At 71.8% G+C, this 23,229-nt stretch carries 17 protein-coding genes; 11 read left to right on the forward strand and 6 right to left on the reverse strand.

Going from position 1 to position 23,229, the window contains the following annotated elements; genetic code table 11:
* Positions 1 to 34: 34 nt before the first annotated feature.
* The 3 genes from AB0M79_RS11390 (at position 35) to AB0M79_RS11400 (ending at position 3,998) form a co-directional block, all read left to right on the forward strand.
* Positions 35 to 1,705, forward strand: a complete 1,671-nt coding sequence (locus tag AB0M79_RS11390) for a fumarate hydratase (RefSeq protein WP_364211089.1) — start codon at positions 35 to 37, stop codon at positions 1,703 to 1,705.
* Positions 1,706 to 1,826: 121 nt separating this feature from the next.
* Entirely contained in the window at positions 1,827 to 3,236 is a 1,410-nt protein-coding gene (locus AB0M79_RS11395; RefSeq protein ID WP_364211092.1) for a class II fumarate hydratase, read from the forward strand.
* A 33-nt stretch (positions 3,237 to 3,269) separates the two neighbouring features.
* Positions 3,270 to 3,998, forward strand: a complete 729-nt coding sequence (locus AB0M79_RS11400) for an HAD family hydrolase (RefSeq protein WP_364211095.1) — start codon at positions 3,270 to 3,272, stop codon at positions 3,996 to 3,998.
* 74 nt (positions 3,999 to 4,072) lie between these two features.
* Here AB0M79_RS11400 and AB0M79_RS11405 read toward each other — a convergent pair whose 3' ends face one another.
* The gene (locus AB0M79_RS11405) at positions 4,073 to 4,720 is read right to left on the reverse strand and encodes a helix-turn-helix domain-containing protein (RefSeq protein WP_364211098.1); all 648 of its coding nucleotides are present in this window, start codon (positions 4,718 to 4,720) and stop codon (positions 4,073 to 4,075) included.
* Between the two features lie 131 nt (positions 4,721 to 4,851).
* On the opposite strand from AB0M79_RS11405, the gene cysS reads away from it, so the two are divergent.
* The 3 genes from cysS to AB0M79_RS11420 all read left to right on the forward strand — a co-directional run bounded on the left by cysS (position 4,852) and on the right by AB0M79_RS11420 (position 10,739).
* Positions 4,852 to 6,267 (forward strand): cysteine--tRNA ligase, encoded by a 1,416-nt coding sequence (gene cysS / locus AB0M79_RS11410; RefSeq protein WP_364211101.1) that lies wholly within the window; start codon positions 4,852 to 4,854, stop codon positions 6,265 to 6,267.
* Positions 6,267 to 7,406, forward strand: coding sequence for a 23S rRNA (guanosine(2251)-2'-O)-methyltransferase RlmB (gene rlmB / locus AB0M79_RS11415; RefSeq protein WP_357535397.1), 1,140 nt, complete (start codon positions 6,267 to 6,269; stop codon positions 7,404 to 7,406). Before cysS ends, rlmB begins: the two co-directional genes overlap by 1 nt.
* A gap of 108 nt (positions 7,407 to 7,514) precedes the next feature.
* Positions 7,515 to 10,739 (forward strand): Hsp70 family protein, encoded by a 3,225-nt coding sequence (locus tag AB0M79_RS11420; protein WP_364211105.1) that lies wholly within the window; start codon positions 7,515 to 7,517, stop codon positions 10,737 to 10,739.
* A 125-nt stretch (positions 10,740 to 10,864) separates the two neighbouring features.
* Here the strand turns inward: AB0M79_RS11420 and AB0M79_RS11425 are convergent, their stop codons facing one another.
* The 5 genes from AB0M79_RS11425 to AB0M79_RS11445 all read right to left on the reverse strand — a co-directional run bounded on the left by AB0M79_RS11425 (position 10,865) and on the right by AB0M79_RS11445 (position 15,998).
* Positions 10,865 to 11,545 (reverse strand): hypothetical protein, encoded by a 681-nt coding sequence (locus tag AB0M79_RS11425; RefSeq protein WP_364211108.1) that lies wholly within the window; start codon positions 11,543 to 11,545, stop codon positions 10,865 to 10,867.
* 163 nt (positions 11,546 to 11,708) lie between these two features.
* Positions 11,709 to 12,587, reverse strand: a complete 879-nt coding sequence (locus AB0M79_RS11430) for a carbohydrate ABC transporter permease (RefSeq protein ID WP_364211111.1) — start codon at positions 12,585 to 12,587, stop codon at positions 11,709 to 11,711.
* Positions 12,587 to 13,567: a sugar ABC transporter permease gene (locus AB0M79_RS11435; protein ID WP_364211114.1), complete on the reverse strand. Its 981-nt coding sequence runs from the start codon at positions 13,565 to 13,567 to the stop codon at positions 12,587 to 12,589. Before AB0M79_RS11435 ends, AB0M79_RS11430 begins: the two co-directional genes overlap by 1 nt.
* Before the next feature lie 30 nt (positions 13,568 to 13,597).
* Positions 13,598 to 14,944, reverse strand: coding sequence for an extracellular solute-binding protein (locus AB0M79_RS11440; RefSeq protein ID WP_357535403.1), 1,347 nt, complete (start codon positions 14,942 to 14,944; stop codon positions 13,598 to 13,600).
* A 19-nt stretch (positions 14,945 to 14,963) separates the two neighbouring features.
* Positions 14,964 to 15,998 (reverse strand): LacI family DNA-binding transcriptional regulator, encoded by a 1,035-nt coding sequence (locus tag AB0M79_RS11445; protein WP_357535405.1) that lies wholly within the window; start codon positions 15,996 to 15,998, stop codon positions 14,964 to 14,966.
* Positions 15,999 to 16,230: 232 nt separating this feature from the next.
* Between AB0M79_RS11445 and AB0M79_RS11450 the strand changes: the two genes are divergently transcribed.
* From AB0M79_RS11450 to AB0M79_RS11470, 5 genes are all read left to right on the forward strand, one after another.
* Entirely contained in the window at positions 16,231 to 17,562 is a 1,332-nt protein-coding gene (locus AB0M79_RS11450; protein ID WP_357535407.1) for a Gfo/Idh/MocA family oxidoreductase, read from the forward strand.
* A 106-nt stretch (positions 17,563 to 17,668) separates the two neighbouring features.
* On the forward strand, positions 17,669 to 19,099 hold the full coding sequence (gene uxaC / locus AB0M79_RS11455) for a glucuronate isomerase (RefSeq protein WP_364211119.1): 1,431 nt from the start codon (positions 17,669 to 17,671) through the stop codon (positions 19,097 to 19,099).
* Positions 19,096 to 20,397 carry an enolase C-terminal domain-like protein gene (locus AB0M79_RS11460; protein ID WP_364211122.1) on the forward strand — a complete coding sequence of 434 codons (1,302 nt, stop codon included), beginning with the start codon at positions 19,096 to 19,098 and terminating at the stop codon, positions 20,395 to 20,397. Before uxaC ends, AB0M79_RS11460 begins: the two co-directional genes overlap by 4 nt.
* A 56-nt stretch (positions 20,398 to 20,453) precedes the next feature.
* The gene (locus AB0M79_RS11465; protein WP_364211915.1) at positions 20,454 to 21,917 is read left to right on the forward strand and encodes a mannitol dehydrogenase family protein; all 1,464 of its coding nucleotides are present in this window, start codon (positions 20,454 to 20,456) and stop codon (positions 21,915 to 21,917) included.
* A gap of 96 nt (positions 21,918 to 22,013) precedes the next feature.
* Positions 22,014 to 23,189, forward strand: a complete 1,176-nt coding sequence (locus tag AB0M79_RS11470) for a Gfo/Idh/MocA family oxidoreductase (RefSeq protein WP_364211125.1) — start codon at positions 22,014 to 22,016, stop codon at positions 23,187 to 23,189.
* Positions 23,190 to 23,229: the final 40 nt, after the last annotated feature.

Raw genomic sequence — 23,229 nt, forward strand, 5'->3', positions numbered from 1 at the left:
AGCGGACGGCCGCGCTGGCTTAGGCTCTCCGTTCATGAGCAGTGCCGCCGCCTTCTCCTACTCTCCCCTGCTGCCCCTCGGTGCCGACCAGACCGAATACCGGCTGATCACCGACGAGGGCGTCGACGTGGTCAACGGTCCCGGTGGCCGGCGGTTCCTGACCGTCGACCCGGCGGCGCTCACCGCCCTGACCGCCGAGGCGATGCACGACATCGCGCACTTCCTGCGCCCCGCTCACCTGGCCCAGCTCCGGTCGATCATCGACGATCCGGCGGCCTCGCCCAACGACCGGTTCGTCGCCCTCGACCTGCTGCGCAACGCGAACATCGCGGCCGGTGGCGTACTGCCGATGTGCCAGGACACCGGCACCGCGATCGTGATGGGCAAGCGCGGCCGGCACGTGCTCACCGACGGCTCCGACGAGGAGGCCATCGCCCGCGGTGTCTACCAGGCGTACACCCGGCTCAACCTGCGCTACTCGCAGCTCGCCCCGATCACGATGTGGGAGGAGCGCAACACCGGCACCAACCTGCCGGCGCAGATCGAGTTGTACGCCGAGGACCCGGGCGGCCACCCGGACGCCTACAAGTTCCTCTTCATGGCCAAGGGCGGCGGCTCGGCCAACAAGTCCTACCTCTACCAGGAGACCAAGGCGCTGCTGAATCCGACCAGGATGATGCAGTTCCTGGAGGAGAAGCTGCGGCTGATCGGCACCTCGGCCTGCCCGCCCTACCACCTGGCCGTCGTGATCGGTGGTACGTCCGCCGAGCACGCGCTGAAGACCGCGAAGCTCGCCTCGGCGAAGTACCTGGACAACCTGCCGACCGAGGGCTCGATGCTGGCGCACGGCTTCCGTGACGTCGAGCTGGAGGCCGAGGTGCTGGAGCTGACCCGGCAGTTCGGGATCGGTGCCCAGTTCGGCGGGCGCTACTTCTGCCACGACGTACGGGTGGTCCGGCTGCCCCGGCACGGTGCCTCCTGCCCGGTCGCGATCGCGGTGTCCTGCTCCGCCGACCGGCAGGCGGTGGCGAAGATCACCCCGTCCGGGGTCTGGCTGGAGCGGCTGGAGACCGACCCGGCCCGCTTCCTGCCCGACGTGACCGAGGAGACCCTCGGCGGCGACTCCGACGTGGTCCGCGTCGACCTCAACCGGCCGATGGACGAGATCCGGGCCGAACTCTCCCGCTATCCGGTGAAGACCCGGCTCTCGCTGACCGGGCCGCTGGTCGTCGCCCGCGACATCGCCCACGCGAAGATCGCCGAACGGCTGGACGCCGGCGAGCCGATGCCGCAGTACCTGCGCGACCACGCCGTCTACTACGCCGGCCCGGCCAAGACCCCCGAGGGCTACGCGTCGGGTTCGTTCGGCCCGACGACGGCCGGCCGGATGGACGCGTACGTGGAGAAGTTCCAGGCCGCCGGCGGCTCGCAGGTCATGCTCGCCAAGGGCAACCGGTCCGGCCAGGTGACCCGTTCCTGCCACCAGCACGGCGGCTTCTACCTCGGGTCGATCGGCGGCCCGGCGGCCCGGCTGGCCCAGGACTGCATCCGGCACGTGGAGGTGCTGGAGTACCCGGAGCTGGGCATGGAGGCGGTCTGGAAGATCGAGGTCGAGGACTTCCCGGCCTTCATCGTCGTCGACGACAAGGGCAACGACTTCTTCGCCGAGGTGACCAAGCCCGTCCTCACGGTCGGCCGCCGCTGACCCTCACCGCCACCACCCCGCTCCCCGCGATCTTGCAGTTATCTCCTCCTTTTGTCGGTTCTGTCGGGCGATAAGTGCAAGATCGCGGGGATCTCTGCGTGCCGGCGCCGCGCGGGGCAGGATGGAGTACGTGACTTCTCCTGAGGCTGTGGGCTACCGGATCGAACGCGACACGATGGGCGAGGTCCAGGTGCCCGCCGACGCTCTCTGGCGGGCCCAGACCCAGCGCGCGGTGGAGAACTTCCCGATCTCCGGACGCGGGCTGGAATCCGCGCACATCCGCGCCCTCGCCCAGATCAAGGGGGCGGCGGCAGAGGTCAACGCCGAACTCGGGGTGCTCGACCCGGACATCGCCGACGCCGTCGCCACCGCCGCGGCGCACGTGGCCGACGGCGGCTACGACGACCAGTTCCCGATCGACGTCTTCCAGACCGGCTCCGGCACCTCGTCGAACATGAACACCAACGAGGTGATCGCCACCCTCGCCGAGCGTGAACTCGGCCGGAAGGTGCACCCGAACGACCACGTCAACGCGTCGCAGTCGAGCAACGACGTCTTCCCGTCGTCGATCCACCTGGCGGCCACCCAGGCGGTCGTACACGATCTCCTGCCGGCACTGCGGCACCTGCACGCCGCCCTGGCGGCGAAGTCCGGCGAGTTCGCCACCGTCGTCAAGGCCGGCCGTACCCACCTGATGGACGCCACGCCGGTGACCCTCGGTCAGGAGTTCGGCGGGTACGCCACCCAGGTGCGGCTCGGTGTCGAACGGCTGGAGTCCGTCCTGCCGAGGCTCGGCGAACTGCCGCTCGGCGGCACCGCGGTCGGCACCGGCATCAACACGCCGCCCGGGTTCGCCGCGGCGGTCATCGAACGGCTCCGCCAGGAGACCGGACTGCCGCTGACCGAGGCCCGCGACCACTTCGAGGCGCAGGGCGCCCGCGACGCGCTGGTCGAGGCGTCCGGGCAGCTCAAGACCGTCGCGGTCAGCCTCTACAAGATCGTCAACGACATCCGCTGGATGGGTTCCGGCCCCACCGCCGGGCTGCGCGAGCTGCTGATCCCCGACCTCCAGCCGGGTTCGTCGATCATGCCCGGCAAGGTCAACCCGGTGGTGCCCGAGGCGGTCCGGCAGGTCTGCGCCCAGGTGATCGGCAACGACGCCACGGTGTCGTTCGCCGGCACCCAGGGCGACTTCGAACTCAACGTGATGCTCCCGGTGATGGCCCGCAACCTGCTGGAGTCCATCCGCCTCCTGGCCGCCGCCGGTCGCCTGCTCGCCGACCGCTGCGTGGCCGGCCTGGTCGCCGACGAGAAGGTCGCCCGGACGTACGCGGAGAGTTCGCCGTCGATCGTCACCCCCCTCAACCGCCACCTCGGGTACGACGAGGCCGCCTCGATCGCCAAGCAGGCGCTGGCCGAGGGGTTGACCATCCGCGAGGTGGTGATCGAGCGCGGCCACGTCGAGTCGGGCCGGCTCACCGAACGGCAGCTCGACGAGGCGCTCGACGTGTTGCGGATGACCCGTCCCTGAGCCCGGGGCCGCCGTCGGCCTACCCTCGACGATGTGATCTCCACTGTGGTCTTCGACGCCGACGAGACGCTGATCGACCTGCGGCCGGCGGTGACCGGCGGGCTGGTGGCCGTACTCGAGGAGATGTGGCGGCTGACCCCGATGGCGGCGGACGTCACACTCGCCGACCTGGAGTCGGACTGGGGCGCCGTCTTCGGCGAGTTGGCGTCGGCGCCGGTGACCGAGATCCGGCGGGCCGCGCTGGCCCGGTCGTTGGCCCGGGCCGGCCTGGAGACGGAACTCGACCGGCTGGCCGAGCTGTTCTTCGCCCGGCGCTTCGAGCTGACCCGCCCGTTCCCGGACGCGCTGCCGGCGCTGCGGTGGCTGCGGGAGACGTACACGCTGGGGTTCGCCACCAACGGCAACAGCCGGGCGGAGCGGTGCGGGCTGTCCGGCGAGTTCGCGTTCGAGATCTACGCCCATGTCGGCGGGGTGCCGAAGAAGCCGGACCCGGCCTTCTACGCGACCGTGGTGTCGGCGGCCGCGGTCGATCCGGCGGCGGTGGTCTACGTCGGCGACTCGCCGGAACACGATGTGACCGGCGCCCAGGCGGCCGGGCTGCGCGCGATCTGGCTCAACCGCTCCGGCGCCCCGGTGCCGGCCGGTCTACGCCCGGACGGCCAGGTCCGGTCACTCGCCGAGTTGCCCGCCGCGATCGCCGCCCTGCCAGCCCGACCCTCGACGCGACCCCGGCCGGACGCCCAGCCGCCAAGATCCGCGTGATCAGGGATTGAGTCTGGCGTGTCGTCGGTGCGCCGGCATGCAAAGTCCCTGATCACACGGATCTTGAGGGTGCTTCAGCCGAGGGCGGTGGCGATCGCGGTGGCGGCGGCGGTCACCTGCGTGCCGACCGATTCGATGTCCAGGGCGGCGAGCGCCACCACGCCTACGCTCGCGGCCAGACCCTCGACGCCGGGGACCGGGGCGGCCACGCCGTACGCCCCGGGTTGCAGCTCGCCGACGGTGGCGACCGGGCCGAGGTCGCCGAGCCGGCCGGCGAGGATCGCCCGGCCCGCCGCGCCCCGGTCGAGCGGATGCCGCGACCCGGCCCGGTAGGCGACGTGGAACGCGGTCCAGCTCGGCTCGACGACCGCCAGCGCGACTCCCTCGTCACCCTCGGCCACGGTCAGGTGGGCGGTCGCGCCGACCTGCTCGGCCAGCCGGCGCAGTGCCGGCAGGGCGGCGTCGGCGAGCAGCGGCTGCGCCCGGCGGGCGAGTTGCAGCACCCCCACCCCGAGCCGGAGCCGGCCGGCCGTGTCGCGGCGGACCAGGCCGTGCTGGACCAGCGCGGTGACCAGCCGGTAGACGACCGTACGGCCGACACCGAGCCGGGCCGCGGCCTCGGTGACGGTCAGCCCGGCGGGTGCGTCGGCGACCAGTTGCAGCAGTCGTAGCCCCCGGTCGAGGGTCTGTGCCGTCTCACCCGGGCGGGGCGCGCTCTCCACGACCGAGACCCTACGCGCGGAGCGGGTCGGCCGGCGCCACGCCGGCCCCTGCCGGCCGCCAAGATCGGATAAGGTGGATCAGAGGTATGTCCGGACGCCGCCGGGAAGGCCGCTGCGGCTACCCTTGTACGGTGACGCTACGCCTTTACGACACCGCGACCCGATCGGTGCGGGACTTCGTCCCGCGCGAGAGCGGCAAGGTGGGCGTCTACCTCTGTGGGCTGACCGTGCAGGCCCCGCCGCACATCGGCCACCTCCGTTCCGGCGTCAACTACGACGTGCTCCGGCGCTGGTTCCTGCGCAACGGCTACGAGGTGACCTTCGTCCGCAACATCACCGACATCGACGACAAGATCCTCGACAAGGCGTGCGAACAGGACCGGCCGTTCTGGTCGATCTCGTACGCCAACGAGCTGATCCTCTCGGCCGCCTACCGCAGCCTCAACGTGCTGCCGCCGACTTACGAGCCACGGGCCACCGGGCACGTGCCGGAGATGCACGAGCTGATCGCCCGGCTGATCGCCGACGGGCACGCTTACCCGGCGCTGGACGGCTCCGGCGACGTCTACTTCGACGTCAGCTCCTACCCCGCGTACGGGGAACTGTCCGGGCAGCAGCCGGACGCGATGCGGGCGGCCGAGGACGCGCCCGGGTTCGCCAAGCGCGACCCGCGCGACTTCGCGCTGTGGAAGGGGCACAAGCCCAGCGAACCGGCGGACGCCTCCTGGCCGTCGCCGTGGGGCCGGGGTCGGCCCGGCTGGCACATCGAGTGCTCCGCGATGTGCTGGCGCTACCTGGGCACCGAGTTCGACATCCACGGCGGCGGGCTCGACCTGACCTTCCCGCACCACGAGAACGAGGTCGCCCAGTCCAGGGCCGCCGGCTTCGGGTTCGCCCGCTACTGGGTGCACCACGGCCTGCTCAACCTCGGCCCGGCCAAGATGAGCAAGTCCCTGGGCAACGTCATCGACCTGGCCCACGTCACCGCGATCGGGGTCCGCCCGGTCGAGCTGCGCTACTACCTCGTGTCCCCGCACTACCGGTCCCGGATCGACTACTCCGACGAGGCGCTGCGCGAGGCGGCGGTCGCCTACCGGCGGATCGAGGGCTTCGTGCAGCGGGCCGTGGAACGCGTCGGCCGCATCGGTGCGGGTGCGGTGCCGGCGGCGTTCGCCGCCGCGATGGACGACGACCTCAACACCTCGGCGGCGACGGCGGTGCTGCACGACGCGCTGCGCGACGGCAACACGGCGCTGGCGGACGGCGACGACGACGCCACCCGCGTCGCGCTGGCCACGGTACGGGCCATGCTCGACATCCTCGGCGTCGACCCGCTCGACCCGGGAAACATCGGCGGTGAGCGGGGCGGCGACCTGAGAGGGGTCGTCGACTCGCTGGTCGCGCTGGCCCTGGAGCAACGCGCCCAGGCCCGGCAACGGAAGGACTGGGCCGCCGCCGACGCGGTGCGCGACCAGCTCAAGCACGCCGGAGTCGTGGTGGAGGACACCCCACACGGCCCGCGTTGGACCATTGGAGAACAGGACTGATGGCTGGCAACTCGCAACGCCGTGGGCGTCGGGTGACCCCGAAGAAGGGCGCCACGATCGGCTCGGGCGGCAAGAACCGCGCGGGTCTGGCCGGCAAGGGCAAGACCCTCCCGGCCGACGAGCGTCCGTGGCACAAGGCGTACTCGGGCACCGAGAAGCTGCCCCAGCGCACCGCCTGGAAGCAGGACAAGGAGCGGCGGGCGGCGGCCGAGGAGGGCCGGGCGCCCAAGATCGGCACACCGGGCTCGAAGGACACCACCTGGGGCGTCGGCCAGCGGGGCGCCGGCAAGCCGGCCCGCGCGGCCGCCGGCAAGGCGGGTGGCCGCGCCGGTTCCCGGACTCCGACCCGCAGCGGGCCACGGGTGGCGCCCGGCCGCAAGTCGATGCCGGCGAAGGACGCCCCCGAACTGCTCGTCGGGCGTAACCCGGTCGTGGAGGCGCTGCGCACGCACGTCCCGGCGACCGCGCTGTACGTCGCACACGGCATCGACATCGACGACCGGGTCAACGAACTGGTCCGGACCGCCGCCGACCGGGGCATCGCGATCCTGGAGGTCAGCCGGCCCGAACTGGACCGGATGACCGGCGGCGTGCTCCACCAGGGCGTCGGCCTGCAGGTGCCGCCGTTCGCGTACGAGATCTTCGAGGACCTGCTCGCGGCGTCGGTCGAGCACACCGCGCCGCTGCTCGTCGCGCTCGACGGGGTCACCGACCCGCGCAACCTCGGTGCGGTGATCCGCTCGGCGGCCGCCTTCGGCGCGCAGGGCGTCTTCATGCCCGAACGCCGCGCGGCCGGTATCACCGCCACCGCCTGGCGCACCAGCGCCGGCGCCGCCGCCCGGGTCCCGGTGAGCCAGGTGACCAACCTGACCCGGGCCGTCAAAGCCTGCCAGCAGGCCGGCTTCATGGTGGTCGGGCTCGACGCCGACGGCGAGACCGGGCTCTACGACCTGGAGGCCGCGGTCGGACCGCTGGTGGTGGTCGTCGGCTCCGAGGGGCGCGGGCTGTCCCGGCTGGTCGGCGAAACCTGCGACCTGCGGGTGAGCATCCCGATGGTGTCGGAGATCGAGTCGCTCAACGCCTCGGTGGCCGCCGCCGTGTCGCTGGCCGAGATCGCCCGGCGGCGCCGGGAGTCCTGACCCGCGGAGCCACTGCCACGGGCCGTGCGGCCCCGGACCGGTTTCGGGGCGGCGCGGCCCCCGTAACATGCAGGGCCGGGCATCCCCTCGCCCCGGAGGAGTCGGCAGATGGCAGACCAGGACGGCTACGCGCTCGGCGTCGACCTCGGCACGTCGAACACCGTCGCCGTGCTGCGCTGGCCGGACGGCCGTACCCGCCCGCTGCTGTTCGACGGCCAGCCGGTCATGCCGTCCGGGGTCTTCCTCGACGAGTCCGGCCGGTTCCACGTCGGCCGGGACGCGCAGCGGCTCGCCCAGGCCGACCCGGCCCGCTACGAGCCCAACCCGAAGCGGCGGATCGACGAGGCCGGGGCGCTGCTCGGCGACCGCGAGGTGGCCACCGTCGACCTGCTCGGCGCGCTGCTCGGCGCCGTCGCCCGGGCCGCGGTCGAAGCCGTCGGCTTCCTGCCGCCGGCGGTGGTGACATACCCGGCGGCGTGGGGCGCCCGCCGCCGGGAGGTGCTCGCCACCGCGGTCGGCCGCGCCGGCTGGCCGCCCGTCGATCCGGCCACCGTCGCCAGCGGCGAGGTCCGCCAGGGCACCGGCACCATCCTGCTCCCCGAACCGGTCGCCGCCGCCCGCTACTTCGCCGACGTACTGCGCCGGCCGGTGCCGGTCGGCAAGGCGATCGCGGTGTTCGACTTCGGTGGCGGCACCCTCGACATCGCCGTGGTCCGCAACGAGGGCACGGACGGCGGGGGCCGGCCCCGGTTTGTGGTCGTCGGCTCCGGTGGCGTCGCCGAGCTGGGCGGTCTCGACCTCGACTCCGCCCTCGTCGACCACCTCGGCCAGCTGCTGAACACCGCCGACCCGGGAGCGTGGCAGCAACTCGCCCGGCCGGCCACCCCGGCCCAGTCGCGCAACCGCCGCCAGTTCTGGGACGACGTACGCGGCGCCAAGGAGATGCTGTCGCGCAGCACGGTCGCCCCCGTTCCGGTCCCCGGCGTCGACCAGGCCGTCCACCTGACCCGTGACGAACTGGAGCGGCTGGCCACCCCGCTGCTGCGACGCGGGGTCATGGAGGCGGGCACCGTCATCACGAACTGCCGGATGACCAGCGACGAACTCGCGGGGCTGTTCCTGGTGGGCGGCTCGTCGCGGGTGCCGCTCGTCGCCCGGCTCCTGCACTCCGAACTGGGCATCGCGCCGACGGTGCTGGAGCAGCCCGAGCTGCCGGTGGCCGAGGGGGCCCTGGCCGAACTCGTCGCGCCGGCCCCGTCGCCGGCGACCGTCGCCGGGCCGGTCGGTCCGCTGGGCGCCGGAAACCTGGCGGCCGGCGGACTCGCCGCCGGCGGCCCGGTGGTCGCCGGCCTCGGTTCCGGTCCGGCCGCTTCCGGTCCGTTCGCTCCTGGTCCGGCCGCTCCCGGTCCGGGCCTGCCGGGGCCCGGCGTGGCCGGTCCGGGCGTTCCCGGCGCCCCGCCGGCCGGTGCCGGTGCCCATGGCGGGCCGGCCGGCGCCGGTACGGTGCCGGGCGGTGCCGGTGTCGGGCCGGCCGGCGCGGTGGTGCCGTCGCCGTCCGGGCCGCCGGTCACCTCCGCCCCGCCGTACCAGTCGGGCACCACCTACCAGGCCGGAACGTACGCGTCGAATGCCGCCGGTTCGCCCGCCGCACCGCCGGTCAGCCCCGGCCCGGCGCCGGGGGCCGGAGTCGCGTCCGTGCCGCCGTACCGGCCGGATTCCTCCTCCGGGCCGCCGTACCAGCAGGGGGTGGCCTCCGCGCCGCCGTACCGGTCCGAGGCCCCGTACGGCCAGGGCGGGCCGGCGGCGCCCGGCCAGCCGTACCCGTCGGGTGGTCCGGTCGGGTATCCGGTCTCCCCGGCGAGCCGGCCGGCACCGCAACCCGCCGCCCCGGTGTCCGCGGCGCCGTCCGCTTCCCGCTACGGCGGCCCGCCCCCGCGTCCGACCGAGCCGGACCGGGAACCGGTGGACGTCCACGGGTGGCGGCACCGGCGGTCGTGGTGGATGGGTGCCGGCGCCGCGGTCGCGGTCGTGGCGGTCGTGGCCGCCGCCTACCTCTACTTCACCGGCAACCGCTACGCCGACATCGAGTTCAAGACCTTCGCCGACGTCGGGACGGTCAAGGCCGGTGACACCCGGCCCTCACGCGTCTTCACCCGGGTCGTCGGGAACCGGGCGTACGCCGCCTACGAGCGGGAGGACAACCGGCTGGAGATCGTGGCCGTCGACATCACCACCGCCAAGGAGGTCTGGCGCCGGCAGACCACCGAGACGTCCGACGACTGGGCCGGCATCAGCGCGCTGCCCGACGGTGTCATCGCGTACGCCGACCGGATCAGCGACTCCGAGCCGCGCGCCATGGTCGTCTACGACGACGACGGCGACAAGCTGTGGACCCACCAGGTCCGGGGGAACGACTGGGTGTTCGTCTTCGACGGGGCGGCCGTGGTCATCGACCGGACCGGCAACCGGGTCGTCGGTCTCGACCGGCGGTCCGGTACGCAGAAGTGGTCCCACGACAACCCGCGGGACCAGTACGACAACGCGGCGACCGCCGTCTACCCGGTGACCACGGAGAAGGACATCTCCGGCCCGGCCATGGTCGACGGCAGCGCGCTCGCCCCGGATCTCGGCGACGACCAGCGGATCGTGCAGGTCGGCGCGGACCGCAGCGTCCGGGTGATCGACGTGAAGAGCGGCGAGATCGTCAAGAGCCGGCCGAACGTGGCCGACCCCGACGACACGGTCCTGGCGTACGGGAACCGGCTCTTCGTCGGCGCCAGCGAGAGCGGATACCGGATCGCCGCGTACGACCTGGAGAGCCTCGGTGAACCGTCGATCGTCTACACCGCGGCCGACGCGCAGGGGCGGCTCGACGCCATGGTGCCCTGCGGTGACGGGCGGATCTGCCTGCTGGAGACGTCGTCCCTGGACCGGAAGACCACCCACCTGGTGGCGGTGAACACCGAGAAGGACGGAGAGATCTGGCGCAAGCCGTCCCCCGACGCCCAACTCGTCGTGCCGGTGGGCGACCACGTCATCACCCGGACCCAGAGCAACTCGGAGTCGAAGGTCTTCGACGCCGACGGTGACGAGTTGGTCAGCCAGGAGGGGGTCGCGGTCCGGCTCGACGCGGCCAACGTACTGCTCTTCAGCGAGGACCTGGCCACCTACTCGGCCAGCCCGAGCGTCGCGGGGCTGCCGGTACGCGCCGGCGAGCCGGTCCAACTCGGTCAGCTCAAGGACGTCTGGCCGGCGAGTTGTTCGTGGAACACCGCCCAGATCATCTGCGGGACCGACGAGGGATTCGTGGTGAGGCGCTTCACCCCGGAGTGAGGCCGGCCGCGCGGCCTCGGTGTTCCTTGTCGATCTGAGCGAAAACCACCTCTCCCAGGCTGGGAAAGGTGGTTTTCGCTCAGATCACGATGCTGTTCGCCGCTGGCAATGCGGCGAGGTCGGCGTCAGCCGGCCTTGGCCGGGTGCCGGCGTTCGGTACGCCGGACCACGGCGTGCAGGGCCAGTAGCGCGTATCCGCCGAGGATCGGGATGACCGCCGGCAGGATCATGACGCCGAGGACCGCCACCAGCGCGGCGACGCCCGCGGTGGCGAGCAGCAGGCCGGGATGCGCCCCGGCGGTCAGCGCGGCGGCGCGGGTGGCGGCCAGCCAGTCCCGGCCGCCCCGCCGCCCCACCTCGACCAGGGTGAGTCCGGCGAGCCCGGCACCGGCCACGGCCAGTACGACGGTCAGCACGACCAGCGGGGCACCGCCCGGTACGACGCCCCGGTGCAGCGCCAGCAGGTTGACCCCGAGCAGCGCGGTGACGGCGAGCAGGGCGAGGGTGGCCACCGCACCGGGCAGAAGCGCGCGGGCGAACCGGTGCAGGGTCGGCCGCAGCCCGGGCCAACTGTCCGTCTCGATCCAGTCGTGGACGGCGGCGCTCGCGGTCGCCACCGCACCGCCCGCCGTCACCACCCCGAGCGACCCGATGGCCGCGAGGATCCCGACCAGGGCCAGGTCGCTGGCGTTGCGCAGGGTGTCCCGCCAGTCCCGCCGCGGCGCTGCGGCATCGGCTTCCTCCGGCCACCGGCCGACGACCGGATCGGCTGCCGTGCCGTCCGGCGCACCCGGACGGTCGACCATCCCCCGACGAGACACCCGCCCGGACGTCATGACCAGGCACCCGCCCCGTCATCGACCCCCGACCAGCGACCAGCACCGCTGCCACCCGACGAGGCACCTGGACCGGAGTCCAACCATGACCGGCTTGCGCAACCACCGACTGGCACGCCGTGACCCTCCGGTTTCACCCTTTGAGCCCGCTCGTGTTGATCCCCTCGACGAGCATCCGCTGGAATGCGACGAAGAAGAGGAAGACCGGCAGCAGGGACAGCACCGACATGGCGAACATCGGGCCGACCGCGCTCTGGCTGGTCGAGTCGATGAACAGGGTCAGCGCGACCGGCACCGTGTAGTCGTCGAGGTCGGACAGGTAGACGAGCTGCCGGAAGAAGTCGTTCCAGGTCCAGATGAACGAGAAGATCGCCGTGGTGACCAGCGCCGGCCTGCTCAGCGGCAGGATGACGTGGTAGAAGACGCCGTACGAGCTGGCGCCGTCGATCTTGGCGGCCTCGTCGAGTTCGCGCGGGATGCCCCGCATGAACTGGACCATGAGGAAGACGAAGAACGCCTCGGTGGCCAGGAACTGGGGTACGACCAGTGGCAGGTAGGGCCAAGGGCCGCCGACCATGTCGAAGGTGCGGAACAGGATGTACTGCGGCACGATCAGCACGTGACCGGGGAGCAGCAGCGTCCCGATCATGATGGCGAACCAGATGCCGCGGAACTTGAACCGCAGCCGGGCGAAGGCGTACGCGGCGAGCAGGCAGGAGACCGCGTTGCCGATGACGGTCAGCAGGCTGACCAGGGCGCTGTTGAAGAAGAACCGGCCGAAGTTGACGTCGAAGTTGGTCCACCCGTTGGTGTAGTTGCCCGGGGTGAACCGTTCCGGCAGGAGGCCGATGTTGTTGACGATCTCTTCCTGCGACTTGAACGACGTCCCGATCATCCAGATGAGCGGGTAGAGGACGACGGCCAGGATCGCGATCAGCATGAGCAGGCGCAGCGCCTGCCGGCCGCCGCCGGACCGGCGGGTGGCGGCGATTGCCGGTGTCTGGGTGACCATCAGTGGTCCTCCCCGTCGGAGTAGTGCACCCAGAACCGCCCGGTGCTGAAGAGCACGATCGTGATGGCGGCGATGGCGAGCAGGAAGACCCAGGCCATGGCGGATGCGTAGCCCATTTCCAGCTCGGTGAAGCCGGTGATGTAGAGGTTCAGCGTGTACATCAGTGTGGAGTCGACCGGGCCGCCGGTGCCGTTGCTGAGTACGAACGCGGCGGTGAAGCCCTGGAATCCGTTGATCGTCTCCAGCACCAGGTTGAAGAAGATGACCGGTGACAGCATCGGCAGGGTGATGTTGAGGAACTGGCGTACCGGCCCGGCGCCGTCGACGGAGGCGGCTTCGTAGAGTTCGGTCGGCACCTGCTTGAGGCCGGCCAGGAAGATCACCATCGGGGCGCCGAACTGCCAGATGGCCAGCACCATGAGGGTTTCCAGGGCCCAGTCGGGGTCGTTGACCCAGGGTTTGCCCTCGATGCCGAAGATGCTCAGGAACGAGTTGAACGCCCCGTCGCGGTTGAACATGTTGACCCAGACGATGGCCAGCGCGACGCTGCCGCCGAGCAGCGACGGCAGGTAGAACAGGCCGCGGAACAGCCCGACGCCGCGCCAGGCGCGGTTGAGCAGCAGGGCGACGGCGAGGGCCGCGGCCAGCTTGAGCGGTACGGCGATCAGGGCGAACGACAGCGTCACCTGTACGGCGTGCCAGTACGACGGGTCGGCGGTGAACATCCGCTCGTAGTTGGCGAAGCCGACCCATTCGAGTTCGGACCAACTGCTGAGGATGTCGTAGTTGGTGAAGCTGAGGTAGAGCGAAAGCAGCATGGGGATCGCCGTGATGGCCATCAGTCCGATGAGCCAGGGCGACAGGAAGACGTACCCGGCCAGACCTTCGCGCCGCCGGACCCGTCCGGACCCCCGCTTAGCGGAGGTCCGGACCGGGTCCTTGGTGCGCGAGGTCGGTTGGGGCGCCGTGGTCAACGCCACGAGTCGACTCCTCTCCGATCTCGTGACGGGCTATACGATCGCGGACTTGCAGGCGGTCAGGAACGCGGCGGCGGCCTGGGCCGGCGTCTGCCGGCCGTACTGGGCCTCCTCGGCCGACTTGATCAGCTCGGCCCGGACCTTGCTGTGGCCCTTGAGCGGCACCTGCGGGGACGGGCCGAACTTCGTGGCCAGGTCGGTCTCGACCTGGATCGAGGTCTTCATGGCCTGGTCGGTGACGGCGTCGCTGACGGTCTTGCGTACGTCGAGGTTGGACGGCAGGCCCCGGTCGGTGCCGAGGATCTTGCCGGCTTCGGGGTCGTTGGACAGGAAGTTGAGTACGTCGACCGCGACGTCCTTGTGCTTGGTGCCGCGGAAGACCGACCAGTACATCGAGGCCCGGGCCCACTGCGCGCTCGGGTCGCCGGGGTAGGCCATGACGCCGAGTTCGTCCTTGGTGTTCTTCTTCAGCTCCGGCAGCTGGTTGACCCACACGAACGAGGTGGCGGCCTTGCCGGTGACGACGAGCTGCTTGGTGATGTCGGTGGCGTTGCCCTCGTGGATCACGTCGGCGGTCGGGGTGGCACCGCGGTCGCGGGCGCCCTTCCACAGCTCGAACCAGCGGGTCACGTCGGACTCGTCGAAGCCGAGGTCCTTGCCCTTGTAGAGGTCCTTGCCCTGCTGGCGCAGCCACACCCAGAACGCCTTGTAGTCGGCGCTCGGGTCCATGGTCCCGGGGGTTCCGGTGGTCTTGCTGACCTGCTCGGCCCAGGTGATGAAGTCTTCCCAGCTCATGCCGGTGGTCGGCTCGGGCAGGTTGTGCTTCTGCAGCAGCGTCTTGTTGTAGACCAGGCCCTGGGTGTTCTCGCCGGAGGCGATACCGGCGAGCTTGCCGTCGACGACGCCGTACTGCCAGAGGCTCTCCGGGAACTTGGTGACGTCGAGCTTGTTGTCGTCCTTGTACGAGGTCAGGTCGAGCGTGGTGTTGCGCGACGCGTACTCGGTCAGGAAGTTGTCGTCGATCTGGAAGATGTCGGGGGCGTCGCCGCCGGCGGTGAGGGTGGCGAGCTTGTCGAAGTAGCCCTGGTTGGCCTGCCAGGTCTTCTTGAAGGTGACGTTGGGGTGCTTCTGGGTGTAGAGGGCGAGCGCCTGCTCGGTGAGGTTGGCGCGTGCCTCACCGCCCCACCAGAAGATCGACAGTTCGACCGGGGCGTTGGGGTCGGTGCTCGCTTCGTTGTCCTCGCCACCGCAGGCCGCGGCGCCGAGGACCAGGGGCAGTGCGACGACCGCCGCGACCAGGGCACGTAGCCTACGGCCACGACGGAAAGGGGTACGGTGGTCGCGCGGGGCGTCCGCCGTCGGGGATGAAGCGGGGTGCATTTGCGCTCACTCCTTGGCGTTAGGAGGCGACTCCTTCGAGGGCGGCTGTCGCCGTGCTGCCCGGGCCCGCAGGGCAATGCGGGCCCGGGCTCGTTGAGTCGCGAATGACCAGTTCGGTCTGCAGCGTTACCTGTGCGGTGGTGCGACGGTCGTCTCCGTGCTGTAGCAGCATGTCGACGGCCGTCCGGCCGGCGGCCGCGGTTGGGGTGGCCACCGTCGTCAATTTGGGGCGGGTGAGCCGGCTCAGCGAGATGTCGTCGATGCCGACCACGCTGATGTCTTTCGGCACCCCGATCCCGAGCGCGTCGAGCCCCTCGATGAGGCCGATCGCCATCAGGTCGTTGTAGGCCAGTACGGCGGTGACCTCGGCGCGGCGGACCTGGTCCGCCATGCTCTGACCGCCGTCTTCGGTTGGTGGGTTGGGGCCGAGCACCGTGAGGGTGGCGTCGGCGGCACGGGCCGCCGCGCCGGCAGCGCGGCGGATCTCACGACTGGTCCACGAGCCGCGCGGACCGCTGAGCAGGGCGATCTCACGGTGGCCGAGGCCGGTCAGGTGTTCGATGGCCAGGCGGGCGCCCTGGCCGACGTCCATCACGACCGCGGGTAGGCCGGTGACCTGCCGGTTGATGACGACGAGCGGCACCTCCCGGCTGAGTTGCTCGATCAGGCTGTTGCTCATCCGGGGGCTGCACAGCAGGACCCCGTCGACCTGCTTGGCGAGCGCGTGGACCAGCTCCTCCTCGACCGACGGGTCTTCGTTCGTGTCGGTCACGAAGATGTGGTAGTCCCGGTGTCGGGCCTGGCTCTCCGCCGCCTTGATCAGGGGCGGGAAGAACGGGTTGGCGATGTCGGCGACCATCAGGCCGATGTTGTGGGTACGGCCGGTGATCAGTGCACGGGCGGCTTTGTTGGGGCGGTAACCGAGGTGCTCGGCGCAGGCCAACACGCGACCACGGGTCTCCGGGTTGACCAGGTGCGGGGCCGAGAACGTGCGGGAGACGGTGGAGATGTGCACCCCGCAGGCCCGGGCTACGTCCCGAATGGTGGCAGGCACGTGAATCCCTTTCGCACTGTGGCTGTCGTCACTTCGGTGCGCCAATTAATGCAAACGGTTGCTCGGGTGTCAACGCCTGGATTACCGGATCATTGCGGCGAGGTTCCCGATCGGCGTCCTGAACGGTAGCTAACTAGGACAATCAGGGCGACTTTGCCGTCGAGCGTTGACGATCCTTCGGTTACATGGTTATTTCTGCTGCAAACGTTTGCAGTTACGGAGGCGGTGCGGAATGTCAGGCGAACCCGGTCGACGGCAGCGTTACGCCCTGGTCGGAGCTGGTGCGCGGGCGGAGATGTTCGTCCGCTCCCTGGTCCTCGACCACGGCGCGACCGCCGAACTGGTCGCGCTGGCCGACGTCAACCAGACCCGGATGGACGCCCACAACGCCTGGCTTCGCGAGCTGGCCGCACCGGCCGTGCCGACGTACCGGGCGGCCGACTTCGGCGCCATGCTGGACAAGGAACGCGTCGACACGGTGCTCGTGACCAGCGTCGACAGCACCCACGACGAATACATCGTCGGCGCGCTGCGGGCCGGCTGCCGGGTGATCACCGAGAAGCCGATGACCGTCGACGTGACCCGCTGCCAGCGGATCCTCGACGCAGTGGAGGCGACCGGCGGCTCGGTGGCGGTCGCCTTCAACTACCGCTACAACCCGTTGCACGAGAAGGTGCGCGAAATCATCGCCGCCGGCGAGATCGGCGAGATCGGCTCGGTCCACTTCGAGTGGCTGCTCGACGTACGGCACGGCGCGGACTACTTCCGCCGCTGGCACCGCGACAAGGCCAACTCCGGCGGGCTGATGGTGCACAAGGCCAGCCACCACTTCGACCTGGTCAACTGGTGGCTGGACGCGGTGCCGGTCGAGGTCTACGCCGCCGGGCGGTTGTTCTTCTACGGCTCCGACGCCGGGCACCGGCACGGCTACGCCCGCGACTACGACCGGGTGCACGGCTCACCGGCGGCCACCGACGACCCGTTCGCGATGCACCTCGCACAGCACCCCCGGCTGCGCGCGCTCTACCTCGACGCCGAGACCGAGGACGGCTACCACCGCGACCGCAACGTCTTCGCGCCCGGCGTGACGATCGAGGACGACATGGCGGTCCTCACCCGCTACTCCACCGGCGCGACCCTGACCTACCACCTCACCGCGTACGCGCCCTGGGAGGGCTACCGGGTGATGTTCAACGGCAGCCGCGGCCGCCTCGAACTCGAGGTCGTGGAGAGCGACCACGTCAGCCCGCAGAGTGCCGGCGCGCTCAAGGGTGCCGCGTTGCACGGCACCGAGGCCGCCGCCGAGTCCGGCGCGGTCAGCCTGACCGTACGGCCGTTCTGGACCAGGCCCCGGGAGGTGCCGGTGCCCGGCTACCGCCGCGAGGGCCACGGCGGCGCCGACGCCCGGATGACCGGGGTGCTCTTCGGCGGCGCGGCCGACCCGATGACCCGGGGCGCCACCGCCCGTGACGGGGCCCTCGCCCTGCTCACCGGCCTGGCCGCGAACCGCTCCTTCGAAACCGGGCAGCCGGTGCGGGTCGCCGACCTGCTGTCCGTGACCTGAGTGCCGGCCGGCCGAGCCGGCCGCGCCCCGTGACCTGACTGCCGGCCGGCCGAGCCGGCCGCCCCGTGACCTGATCCCGACCATGCACTTGCGAGGAGACCGCAACGTGTCGCCGACACCCAGATCCGACATCCTTTTCCCGGCCGAGCCCACCCAGCGGGCCCTCGCCCGGGAGCTGTACGCGCTGGCCAAGGACCAGCCGATCATCTCCCCGCACGGGCATGTCGACCCGCTGATCCTCGCCGACGACGCGCCGTTCCCCGACCCGGCCCGGCTGATCATCGTGCCGGACCACTACGTCACCCGGATGCTGCTCAGCCAGGGGGTCCCGCCGGCCGAGTTGGGCGTACCGACCGTCGACGGCCGGCCGGTGGAGACCGACGGCCGCACCATCTGGCGGCGGTTCGCCGCGCACTGGCACCTCTTCCGTGGCACCCCCTCCCGGCTGTGGCTGGAGCGGACCTTCGCCGAGGTCTTCGGCGTCGAGACCGCCCTGGGCCCGCAGACCGCCGACGAGGTGTACGACACCATCGCCGCCCGGCTCGCCGAACCCGAGTTCCGGCCCCGGGCGCTTTTCGAACGCTTCAACATCGAGGTGCTGGCCACCACCGAGTCGCCGCTGGACGACCTGGGCCGGCACGCCAAGCTCGCCGCCGACGGCTGGGGCGGCCCGGGCGGCCGGGTGATCACCACGTTCCGTCCCGACAACGTGGTCGACATGGAGTTCGAGGGCTGGGCCGACAACGTGGCCCGGCTCGGTGAGATCACCGGAGCCGACACCGGCACCTACCGCGGCTACCTCGCCGCCCTGCGCGACCGCCGGCAGGCGTTCATCGCCGCCGGGGCCACCTCGTCCGACCACGGCCACCCGACCGCGCTGACCCTGGCCCTGTCCGAGGCCGAGGCGACCGCACTCTTCGAGCGGGGCCTGCGCGGTACGGCCGACGCGGCCGACGCCGAGGCGTTCCGCGCCCACATGCTGCTGGAGTTCGCCCGGATGTCCATCGAGGACGGACTGGTGATGCAGCTGCACCCGGGATCGGTCCGCAACCACAACCGCTGGCTGTACGAGACGCACGGGCGCGACGTCGGCGGCGACATCCCGCAGGCGACGGAGTACCTGCACGCGCTGACCCCGCTGCTGGACGCGTACGGCAACGACCCGCGGCTGCGGGTGGTCGTCTACACCCTGGACGAGTACACCTTCAGCCGCGAACTCGCCCCGCTGGCCGGTGGCTACGCCGCCCTCTACCTGGGTGCCCCGTGGTGGTTCCTGGACTCGCCGGAGGTGCTGCGCCGCTTCCGCGAGTCGGTCACCGAGACCGCGGGCTTCTACAACACGGCCGGCTTCGTCGACGACACCCGGGCGTTCTGTTCCATCCCGGTACGCCACGACGTGGCCCGCCGCATCGACGCGGGCTTCCTCGCCCGGCTCGTCGCCGAGGAACGGCTGCCGCTTTCCGAGGCGGCCGAGACCATCGTCGACTTGGCGTACCGGCTGCCGAAGAAGATCTTCAAGATCGGGGAGAGGTTATGAGCGGCACGGTCACCATCACCGGCGTCGACGTACACGACGTGCGGTTTCCCACCGCGGCGGCCGGCGACGGCTCGGACGCGATCAACCGCGGTGACTACTCGGCGACCTACGTCGAACTGCGCACCGACGCCCCGGACGGGGTCTTCGGCGCCGGGTTCACGTTCACCAACGGCCGGGGCAACGAGATCACCTGCGCGGCCATCCGGGCCCTGTCGCACCACGTCGTGGGGCGTACGGTCGGCGAGATCTTCGCCGAGCCGGTGACGTTCTGGCGGTCGCTCACCGCCGACGTGCAGCTGCGCTGGCTCGGCCCGGAGAAGGGCGTCATCCACATGTCGGCCGGCGCGCTGGTCAACGCCGTGTGGGACCTGCGGGCCAAGCTGGAGGGCAAGCCGCTGTGGCGGCTGCTCGCCGAGATGCCGACCGAGGAACTGGTCGCCAACATCGACTTCCGGCACATCACCGACGCGCTGACCCCCGACGACGCGCGGGCCATCCTCGACAAGGGCCTGACCGGCCGGGAGGAGCGGCTCGCCGGCATCGAGCGGGACGGGTTCCCCTCGTACACCACCTCGGTCGGGTGGCTCGGTTACCCCGACGACAAGGTCCGGGCGCTGACCCGGCAGGCGTACGCCGAGGGCTGGCGGGCGATGAAGATGAAGGTCGGCGGGCCGATCGAAGACGACGTACGGCGGGCCCGGATCATCCGCGAGGAGATCGGCCCGGACGCGCTGCTGATGATGGACGCCAACCAGGTGTGGGACGTCGACGAGGCGATCACCAACATGGCCCGGCTCGCCGAGGTCGACCCGTACTGGATCGAGGAGCCGACACACGCCGACGACGTGCTCGGCCACGCCCGGATCGCCCGCGCCGTGGCGCCGATCCGGGTGGCCACCGGCGAGGTCGCGGCCAACCGGGTGATCTTCAAGCAGCTGCTGCAGGCCGAGGCGATCGGCGTCATGCAGATCGACGCCTGCCGGGTCGCCGGGGTCAACGAGGTGCTCGCCGAGATCCTGATGGCGGCCAAGTTCGGGGTGCCGATCTGCCCGCACTCCGGGGGCGTCGGCCTGTGCGAGTACGTCCAGCACCTGGCGATCTTCGACTACCTGCGGGTCGGTACGTCGCTGGAGGGCCGGATGGTCGAGTACGTCGACCACCTGCACGAGCACTTCATCGACCCGGTACGCACCCGGGACGGCCGCTACCTGGTGCCCGAACAACCCGGCTACAGCAGCACGATGCGGCCCGCCTCGATCGCCGAGTTCTCCTTCCCGGACGGCCCGGCGTGGCGATAACCAGCCAGCCCGGCGCGGCGACCGGCAGCCGGCCCGACCCGGCCCCGGGCGGGCGGCTGCGGCTCGACACGCTCCGTCACCTGCCCGCCGAGAGCCGCCCGCTGGTACGCCCCGGCGAGGTGTCCGCCGGCATCGTGCACCTCGGGCTCGGCGCCTTCCACCGGGCCCACCAGGCGGTCTACACCGAGGCGGCGATCGCCGCGGCCGGCGGTGACTGGGGCATCGTCGCGGTGGCCCCGCGCAGCCTCGACACCGTGCGCCGGCTCACCGAGCAGGACAACCTGTTCAGCGTCACGACGATGTCGGCCGCCGGGACCGGCACCAACGTGATCGGCGCGTTCGCCGGCGTACGGCACGCCGCCGGGGACCCGGCCGCCATCGTCGCGCTGCTCGCCGATCCGGCGATCCGGGTGGTGACGCTGACCGTGACCGAGAAGGCGTACCAGCTGGACCCGGCCACCGGCGTGCTGCGGCCCGACCCGGCCGTGGCCGCCGACCTCACCAGCGACCGGCCGCCGGTGACCGTACCCGGCCTGCTCGTCCGTGGGCTGCTGGCCCGGGCACGGGCACACGCCGGCCCGATCGCGCTGGTGAGCTGCGACAACCTGCCGTCCAACGGCCGGCGGCTGGCCGGGCTGGTGACCCAGGCGCTGGAGTACGCCGACGCGCCCGCCAAGGCCGTCGACTGGGTGTACGCGAACGTGACGTTTCCCGGCACCATGGTCGACCGGATCGTCCCGGCCAGCACCCCCGACACTCTCGCGACGGCGGAGCGGGCGCTCGGGGTCGCCGACCTGATGGCGGTGGCCGGTGAGCCGTACCGGCAGTGGGTGATCGAGGACCGGTTCCCGGCCGGCCGGCCGGCGTGGGAACGGGCGGGCGCGGTGCTCACCGACGACGCCGGCGGCTGGGAGCGGCTGAAGCTGCGGACCCTGAACGGCCTGCACTCGGCGACCGCCTATCTGGGCGCGCTCGCCGGGCGGGAGACGATCGCCGACGCGCTGCGGATCCCACACCTGACGCGGGTGCTGCGCCGGCTGGTCGCCGAGGACGTGGCGAACAGTTTCATGCCGCCGGACGGCGTCTCGGTGGTCGAGTACGGCGAGACGGTGCTGGAGCGGTTCGCCAACCCGGTCATCTGCCACCGCACCGTACAGGTGGCGATGGACGGATCGCAGAAGCTTCCGCAGCGGGTGCTGCACACGATCCTCGACCGCCGGGCGGTCGGGGCGAGCCCGCGCTGGGCGGCCCTGGTGGTCGCCGCCTGGATGCGGTTCGCGCAGGGTCGCGCCGACGACGGTTCGGCGCTGCCGCTCGACGACCCGCTGGCGCCGATGATCGGTGCCGCGCTCGCCGACAGCGACGGGACCCCGGCCGGTGTGGTCACCGCGCTGCTCGGCCTGACCGAGGTGTTCCCGTCCGGGCTCGCCGACGACGATGTGGTTCGTGAACTGATCGTGGACTGGTTGACCGCGCTGGACCGGCACGGCGTCGAGGCGACGCTGGCCGGGGCGACCTGACCGTACGACCGCCGGGCGGCGGGACCGGGTCCCGCCGCCGCGCGGTGGAGCGGGAGCGGGCCGCTGCCGCGGTGGAGTGAAGATGGAGGAGGAACGGTGACGACACCGACGGTCGCCCTGATCGGGGCGAGCGGCCACGGGCTGTGGCACCGCCGGGCGCTGGCCCCGTTGCACGAGTCCGGCCGGCTCCGGCTCGTCGCGCTGGTCGACGTACGGCCGGTGGAGGCGGCGCCGGACGCGCCCGTACCCGAGGGGGTCGGGGTGTTCACCGACCACCGGGAGATGCTGCGCGCCGCCCGGCCCGACGTGGTGGTGATCTGCACGCCCGCGCACACCCACCTGCCGATCGCGCTGGACTGCGTGGCGGCCGGCGCCGATCTGCTGCTGGAGAAGCCGCCGGTGCTGACGCTGGCCGAGCACGCCACGCTCGCCGACGCGCTGGCGGCGGCCGGGCGGACCTGCCAGGTCGGGTTCCAGGCGCTCGGGTCGGCGGCGCTGACCGAGTTGCGGCAGGCGGTCGGCTCCGGTGCCCTGGGTACGGTCACCGGCGTCGCGGCGGTCGCGTCGTGGCGCCGTGACGACGCCTACTACGCCCGCTCGTCGTGGGCCGGCCGGCGGTCCGTCGACGGCCGGCCGGTGCTCGACGGAGCCCTGGTCAACCCGCTGGCCCACGCCGTGATGCAGTCGCTGGTGATCGCCGGTGGGTGCGCGCCGGGCCGCCCGGTGTCGGTCGAGGTGGAGCGCTACCGGACCCGGCCGATCGAGGTCGACGACACGGCCACGATGCGGGTGACGCTGGACGGCGGCCCGCCGGTGGTGGTCGCGGTGACGCTGGCCGGGGAGGATTTCATCCCGGGCGAGGTGATCGTGCACGGTACGGCCGGCCGGGCGGTGCTGGAGTATCCGACCGACCGGCTCAGGCTGCCGGGTGAGACGGTCGCGCGGCAGGTGCCGGGCCGGGTCGGGCTGTTGGAGAACCTGTTGGCCCATCGCGCCGACCCGGCGGGGGTGCCGTTGATCGCGCCGCTGGCCGCCACGGAGGCGTTCACCGCCGTGGTCGAGGCGATCGGGACCGCGCCGGAGCCGACCCTGGTCGACGCGGTGTCGGTCGGTGCGGGGCCGGCACGGGTACGGGTGATCGAGGGCATCGACGGTGCGCTGCGGCTGGCCGGGGATCGGATGGCACTGCTCTCCGAACTCGGGGTGGCCTGGGCCCGGCCGCCGTTCCGGGCGGAACTCGCCGGGGCGGCCGGAGTCGGGCAGGGCGGGTGACGGAAAACATATTGCAAATCTGGGGAACAACAGTCCGGTA

This window comes from Polymorphospora sp. NPDC051019 (assembly GCF_040683055.1).
GTDB classification, from domain to species: Bacteria; Actinomycetota; Actinomycetes; order Mycobacteriales; family Micromonosporaceae; genus Polymorphospora; species Polymorphospora lycopeni.